This window comes from Stenotrophomonas sp. P5_A8, assembly GCF_056400545.1.
The window spans coordinates 1-6,138 of the sequence record NZ_JBFULB010000234.1 but is presented as its reverse complement, the minus strand read 5'-3'; the positions used below and the strand labels follow the sequence as shown (position 1 = coordinate 6,138).

Below are 6,138 nucleotides of genomic sequence, written 5' to 3'. Positions count from 1 at the left end.
AGCCGGGACCGTCGGGCGCCATGGATGGCGCCCGCGAGCCCCCAGGGATGGGTTTACGGCGTGTCCCGGCTGGGCATGGCATCGCCCGCCCCCGCAATAGCCACGGCTCAGCCGGCTGTTAGCCCTTCACCTTCGCACCAACCATCCCATATAAAGAAAGCCGCCTTTCGGCGGCCTTCACGGGGCATGCCGACCCAAGGGCCGGCATCTACCGGGAGGGAATCGGCACAAGGCCGACGCCTCCTTATTTCAGCTTGATCTCGCGCAGACGCTCTTCCAGGAAACCGTGGGCGGTGATCGGCTCCGGGTAGCGGCTCGGGTTTTCCGGCGTGATGCAGGTCGGCAGCACGTCGATCAGGTAATCCGGGTTCGGGTGCAGGAAGAACGGCACCGAATAGCGCGGCTGGCGCGCCTGCTCCCCCGGAGGATTGACCACGCGGTGGATGGTGGACGGATACACGTGATTGGTCAGGCGCTGCAGCATGTCGCCGATGTTCACCACGATCGTGTCCGCGTCCGAAGTGAACGGCACCCACTTGCCCTCGTGCGACTGCACCTCCAGGCCCGCTGCGCTGGCACCCACCAGCAGTGTGATGAAGTTGATATCGCCGTGTGCACCGGCGCGCACGTTGGGAATGTTCTCGGCGGTGATCGGCGGGTAGTGGATCGGCCGCAGGATCGAGTTGCCGTTGTTGGTCTTGTCGGCGAAGAAATCTTCCGGCAGGCCGATGTGAAGGGCCAAGGCCGACAGCACCCGCGAGCCCAGCGTGTCCAGCGCCTGGTACAGCGCATAGCCCCGCTCGCGGAAGTTCGGCACCTCGCTCGGCCACAGGTTCGGCGCCATCACGTCACGGTACCTGGAGTCGTCCGGGATCTCGCGACCGATGTGCCAGAACTCCTTCAGGTCGAAATGCGCCGAGCCCTTGGCCGTTTCCACGCCGAAGGCCGTGTAACCACGGGCGCCACCGCTGCCCGGCACGTGGTACGTGCGCTTGGTTTCTTCCGGCAGCGCGAAGAAGGCCTTGAAGACCTCATAGGCCGCGTCGATATCGGCCTGCGGGATGCCGTGGTTGCGGATGCCCGCGAATCCCCATTCGCGGTAGGCCGCGCCCAGCTCGGCGACGAACGCGTCGCGGTCACTGTCGAAACGGGTGATATCGAGGGTCGGGATCTGGCTCACAGCGGTTCCTGGCTAGTTCGGATGGGACACGGGCCACCACTGTGGCCCGGCTGAACATTGTGCCAGATCCGACCATCGGCACTGCCGACACAAAGATACAAACCGATACAATGCGCCGCCCGCCTTCCTCTGGACGGGTCGCCGACGCAGCCGCCGCCGCCACGTCCCCTGCCCTCCTGCGCCACCCGAGCCGCTCCATGGATGCTTTCCACCCCAGCGTTCCCGCCCCATCCCTTCCCCCGCGCCAGACGTTGACGGCCGCTGGCGATGCATCGACCGCAGCGGCCCCCTGGCACGCCACCGCGCCCGCGGGCGCTGCATCGGTGAACGAGCCGCGCACGCTGGCGCCGCTCCGGATCCTGCACACCGAGGCCGCCAAGGGATTCGGCGGCCAGGAAATCTACATCTATCGCCACATGCTGGCGATGCGCGACCGTGGCCACGAGGTATCGCTGCTCTGCCAACCCGGCGCCCGCCTGGGCGAGATCGCGCGTGAGGCCGGCTTCACCGTGCACACGCTGAAGATGGGCGGGCTGCTGCGCCTGCTGCGCGGCATCTGGTCGGTCAGCCGGCTGGTGCGGCGCGGCGCCTTCGACGTGGTCAACACCACCAGCCGGCGGGACAGCCTGATCGCCGCGGCGGGCGCGCGCCTGGGCGGCACCCCGCTGGTAGTGCGCTCGCGCCACCTGATGAGCCCGGTCAACTCGCTGCTGACCTATACCGGCCTGCCGCACCGGGTGCTGACGGTGAGCAGCTACGTCAAGCAGTTGCTGGTGACGCGGGGGATCGAGGACGGCCGCATCGGCATCGTGCCACCAATCGCCGTGCCAACGCAGTGGTCGCAGATCGAGAGCGACGACCCCTGGCAGTGCGTGCAGGACACGCGCGCGGAGGTGCGCCGTGAACTGGGCTTCGATGAGGCCCATATCGTAGTCGGCTGCGTGGCCGTGCTGCGCGAGCCCAAGGGTCACCTGGACCTGCTGCGGGCGATCGCGCCGCTGTGCCGGCAGCATCCCAACCTGCAGCTGGTGATCGTCGGCGATGGCCAGCCGGTGATGGACAAGCTGGTGGCGCTGCGCCGCGAACTGGGCGTGGAGGCGCAGGTCCACCTGCTGGGGTATCGGCTGGGCGCCTGCCGGTTGATTGCAGGCTTCGACATCTTCGCCCTGGCCTCGCACAAGGAAGCGGCGGGCACGGTGTTCCTGGAGGCGGCGCACGTGGGCGTGCCCATCGTGGCCACGCGCGTGGGCGGCGTGCCGGAAATGGTGCTCGAAGGCAGCAATGCCCTGCTCGCCCCGCTGGGTGACCAGGCCGCCCTGACCGGCGCGTTGAAGACGCTGATCGAACAACCCGAACAGCGCCGACGCATGGGGCGCGCTGGCTGGGAATGGATGCGCACCGCACAGCGCTTCACCCCGTTGGGGCACACTGAAGCAACCGAACATTATTACCACCAGTGGTTGAAGGAACTGGGCCATGGCCAACGCTAGATCCGTGCCGGTATTGATGCACCACCACGTGTCGCCGTCGCCGGGCATGATCACGGTGTCGCCGGAGAATTTCGAAAGCCAGATCGCCTGGCTGGCCAGCAACGGCTGGACCTCGCTGACCCTGGACCAGTACGCCGACTTCCTGGCGGGCAAGCCGGTGCCGCGCAAGTCGATCGTGATCACCTTCGATGACGGTTACCTGGACAACTGGGTGTACGCGCATCCGATCCTGCAGAAGTACGGCATGCACGCAGTGGTGTTCGTGGTCACCGGCTGGATGGGCGAAGGCCCGGTGCGCCCGCATGCCGGCCAGCCCGGCGCCGTGCTGCCGGCCACGCCGGACCATCGCGGCTGTGAAGCGGCGATCCTGCGCGAGGACCGCACCGATGATGTGATGATGCGCTGGAGCGAGGCACGCGAGATGATCGCTGCGGGCACTTTCGAAGTGCATTGCCACACCCACACCCATACGCGCTGGCTGAAGCAGGACATCAGCCGCGAGCAGAAACGCGAAGGCATCACCCGCGATCTGTCGATGGCCCGACAGGTGCTGCAGAAGCAGCTGGGCGAGGTGTCGGACACGCTGTGCTGGCCGTATGGCGACTTCGACGAGGACTACCTGCCGATCGCACGCGCGCAGGGCTTCCGCTACCTGCATACCACCCACCCGTTCGGGCGCAACGTGGTGGGCGGCGATCCGGAGCACATCTATCGTTTCGCTATCCGCAACCGCCCGGCCAGTTGGCTGCGCAAGCGCATCGCGTGGAGCTACAACCCGCTGATCGCGCCGCTGTTCAACCGCTTCAAAGCGAAGCAGAAGAAGATGGTGCCGGGGCCGTAAACGCCGTGTGTGGCGCATCGCAGAATGCAAAACGCCCCTGCAAACCGGGGCGTTTTGCTGTCGCCTTGGCGACCGTGCCTCACGCCGCGGCGGCGGCCTTGACTGCGCTGGACAGGTTGTCGAGCGTGGCTTGCATCAGCTCGGCGGTATCGGCTTCCACCGTGACGCGCACCACCGGCTCGGTGCCCGACGGACGCAGGAAAGCGCGACCACGCCCCTTCACCGCCTCCTGAGCGGCGGCCAGTGCCGCCTGCACGCCCTGCGCCTGCACGATCGCCTTGGCCGAGACATTGGCCAGACGCACGTTGACGGTCTTCTGCGGCACCCGGTGCAGCCCAACCAGCGACTGACGCAGCGTGGTGCCTTCACGACGCAGTACTTCCAGCACCTGCAGCGCACTGACGATGGCATCACCGGTGGTCGCACGGTCCAGGCACAGCAGGTGGCCGGAGGCTTCGCCGCCGAGCACGCCGCCACCTTCCACCAGTGCCTGGTGCACGTAGCGGTCGCCGACGTTGCTGCGCACGAACGGCAGGCCAAGGCGCTCCATGGCCTGTTCCAGGCCGAAATTGGTCATCAGCGTGCCCACCACCGGGCCGCGCAGGCGACCATTGCGCTGCCACGACGGCGCCAGCACATACAGCAGGTCGTCGCCGTCGACCGGGTTGCCCTGGTCGTCTGCCATCAGCACGCGATCGCCATCGCCATCGAAGGCGATGCCAAGGTCGGCACCCACCTCGCGGACCTTGGCGGCAAGATTGTCGATGTGCATCGAGCCGACGCCATCGTTGATGTTCACGCCGTTGGGCTCGGCACCGATGGTGACCACGTCGGCGCCCAGTTCGCGGAACAGCAGCGGAGCGATGTGGTAAGTGGCGCCATGCGCGCAGTCGAGCACGATCTTCAGCCCGCGCAGGTCGAACGCGCGCGGCACGCTGGCCTTGCAGAATTCGATGTAGCGGCCCACCGCGTCGCGCGCGCGCATGGCCTTGCCCAGCCGGTCGGATTCGGCCGTGGTGAAGGCGCTGTCCAGCGCCGCTTCCAGCGCAAGCTCGGTGGCATCGTCGAGCTTCTCGCCATCGGCGGAGAAGAACTTGATGCCGTTGTCGTAATGCGGGTTGTGCGAGGCACTGATCACGATGCCGGCATCGGCGCCGAGTGTACGCGTGAGGAAGGCCACGGCCGGGGTCGGCATCGGGCCCAGCAACTGCACGTCGGCGCCGGCGGCGACCAGCCCGGCTTCCAGTGCCGCTTCGAACATGTAGCCGGAGATGCGCGTGTCCTTGCCGATCACCACCACCGGACGGTGCCCGGGGCGGTGGCCATTGCGTTCGGTCAGCACGCGGCCGAGCGCATTGCCCAGGCGCAGCACGAAATCAGCGGAAATCACGCCCTGCCCGACCCGACCGCGGATGCCGTCGGTGCCAAAATACTTGCGCGCCCCCATCAGGCGGCCTCGTCGGCGACCGGTGCCGGCTGGCGACCGAGCAACGCCAGCAGGTCGGCCAGGCGCTCGCGCAGTTCGCGGCGGTCGCAGATCTGGTCGATGGCGCCGTGTTCGAGCAGGAACTCCGAACGCTGGAACCCTTCCGGCAGCTTCTCGCGCACGGTCTGCTCGATCACGCGCGGGCCGGCGAAGCCGATCAGGGCGTGCGGTTCGGCGATGTTGATGTCGCCCAGCATCGCAAACGAGGCCGACACGCCGCCGGTGGTCGGGTGGGTGAGCACCGAGATATACGGCAACCCGGCCTCGCGCAGCTTGCCCAGCGCGGCGGACGTCTTGGCCATCTGCATCAGCGAGAACAGGCCTTCCTGCATGCGCGCGCCGCCGCTGGCGGAGAAGCACACGTAGGGTGCGCAGATGTCCAGCGCCTTTTCCGCGGCCAGCGAGAAGCGTTCGCCGACCACCGACCCCATCGAGCCGCCCATGAAGGCGAAGTCGAAGGCCGACGCCACCAGCGGACGGCCCTTGAGCAGGCCCTGCATGGCGATCAGCGCGTCGTACTCGCCGGTGTTCTTCTGCGAGGCCTTGATGCGCTCGCTGTACTTCTTCTGGTCSTTGAACTTGAGCAGGTCGGTCGGTCCCAGGCGYGCGGCGATCTCGGTGGTGCTGTCGGCGTCGAACAGCGCGGCCAGGCGCGCACGGGCGCGGATGGCCATGTGGTGGCCACACTTGGGGCAGACTTCCAGGTTCTCTTCCAGCTCAGGGCCGTACAGCGCGCTGCCGCAATTGCTGCACTTCTCCCACAGGCCCTCGGGGACGCTGCGCTTCTTGCTGGGGACGTTGTCGGTGCGGATGCCCGACGGCATCAACTTGCTGAGCCAACTCATGCGGGATGCTACTTCCGTTCAGGGCGGCCCGAGGGCCGCAAAGGCGGACAGTCTAGCTCAGGCCCTCCCCGCTCGTGCACCCCCTGCGGGGTGCGGTGGGCCGGGGGAAAACCGTGCTGTGACGTATGTTTAGGAGCGGGCGACGGCGGTCTCCGGCCGGGATTCCGATCCTCTCACGGCAACACCAGCGCCTTGGTCGTGTCGCGGGAGGCAGGCGGGCAGCCGCGCCCGGGACACGCACGTAAACCCGTCCATGGGGGCTCGTGGGCGCCTTGCTTGTTTGTGCAGTCCTGCAC

Annotated in this window: 5 protein-coding genes; 2 read left to right on the top strand and 3 right to left on the bottom strand. The window is 67.5% G+C overall.

The window, feature by feature from the left end; all coding sequences use genetic code 11:
• Positions 1–244 precede the first annotated feature (244 nt).
• Positions 245–1,180 carry a 2-oxoglutarate and iron-dependent oxygenase domain-containing protein gene (locus AC1DQP_RS14970; protein WP_256774632.1) on the bottom strand — a complete coding sequence of 312 codons (936 nt, stop codon included), beginning with the start codon at positions 1,178–1,180 and terminating at the stop codon, positions 245–247.
• 323 nt (positions 1,181–1,503) lie between these two features.
• On the opposite strand from AC1DQP_RS14970, the gene AC1DQP_RS14965 reads away from it, so the two are divergent.
• Both AC1DQP_RS14965 and AC1DQP_RS14960 read left to right on the top strand, forming a co-directional pair.
• Positions 1,504–2,670, top strand: a complete 1,167-nt coding sequence (locus AC1DQP_RS14965) for a glycosyltransferase family 4 protein (protein ID WP_457320213.1) — start codon at positions 1,504–1,506, stop codon at positions 2,668–2,670.
• On the top strand, positions 2,657–3,511 hold the full coding sequence (locus AC1DQP_RS14960) for a polysaccharide deacetylase family protein (RefSeq protein WP_256774630.1): 855 nt from the start codon (positions 2,657–2,659) through the stop codon (positions 3,509–3,511). The genes AC1DQP_RS14965 and AC1DQP_RS14960 overlap by 14 nt, the downstream gene beginning before the upstream one ends.
• A 79-nt stretch (positions 3,512–3,590) precedes the next feature.
• Here AC1DQP_RS14960 and glmM read toward each other — a convergent pair whose 3' ends face one another.
• Both glmM and accD read right to left on the bottom strand, forming a co-directional pair.
• Positions 3,591–4,958 carry a phosphoglucosamine mutase gene (gene glmM / locus AC1DQP_RS14955; protein ID WP_256774629.1) on the bottom strand — a complete coding sequence of 456 codons (1,368 nt, stop codon included), beginning with the start codon at positions 4,956–4,958 and terminating at the stop codon, positions 3,591–3,593.
• Positions 4,958–5,842 (bottom strand): acetyl-CoA carboxylase, carboxyltransferase subunit beta, encoded by an 885-nt coding sequence (gene accD, locus AC1DQP_RS14950; RefSeq protein WP_478051903.1) that lies wholly within the window; start codon positions 5,840–5,842, stop codon positions 4,958–4,960. Before accD ends, glmM begins: the two co-directional genes overlap by 1 nt.
• Positions 5,843–6,138: the final 296 nt, after the last annotated feature.